Raw genomic sequence first — 567 nt, forward strand, 5'->3', positions numbered from 1 at the left:
GGGCATCGTGACCGGCATCTTCGCCTCCCAGATCGTCAACCGCATCATCGTGGGGATCGCCGGCTCCGCCGACGGTCATGTCCTGGGCGGCATGGATGCCTGGCGCCTCATGTTCCTGGTCTGCGCCCTGCCTGCCGCGCTGTACCTGATCGGGGCGTTCATGATCCCCGAGTCTCCGCGCTGGCTCGTGGGCCAGGGCCGCCGCGACGAAGCCCTGCGCATCATGACGCACCTGCAGGGCGAGGGCCCCGCGGTGCACCGCCTGGGAATCATCGACAAGACCCTCGACTCGGAGCGCAAGCCGCGCTTCTCCGACCTGCGCGGCGCCGTGGCCGGCCTGAAGCCCGTCGTGTGGGTGGGCCTGGGCCTGGCCGTGCTGCAGCAGCTGGTCGGCATCAACGTGATCTTCTACTACTCCAACCAGCTCTGGCAGTCCGTGGGCTTCCAGGAGTCGGACGCCTTCACGATCTCCACGATCACCTCGGTGACCAACGTGGTGGTGACTCTCGTGGCCATCGCCCTGGTGGACAAGATCGGGCGCAAGAAGCTGCTGCTGATCGGCTCGGC

General features: G+C 67.5%; 1 protein-coding gene. It reads left to right on the plus strand.

Annotated features, from left to right (window positions below; all coding sequences use genetic code 11):
* Positions 1-7: 7 nt before the first annotated feature.
* A partial coding sequence (locus tag IG178_RS24995; protein ID WP_343226045.1) for an MFS transporter occupies positions 8-567 on the plus strand: 560 nt, incomplete at its 3' end.

It is taken from the genome of Neoluteolibacter marinus, from assembly GCF_014904755.1.
Lineage (GTDB): Bacteria > Verrucomicrobiota > Verrucomicrobiia > Verrucomicrobiales > Akkermansiaceae > Haloferula > Haloferula marina.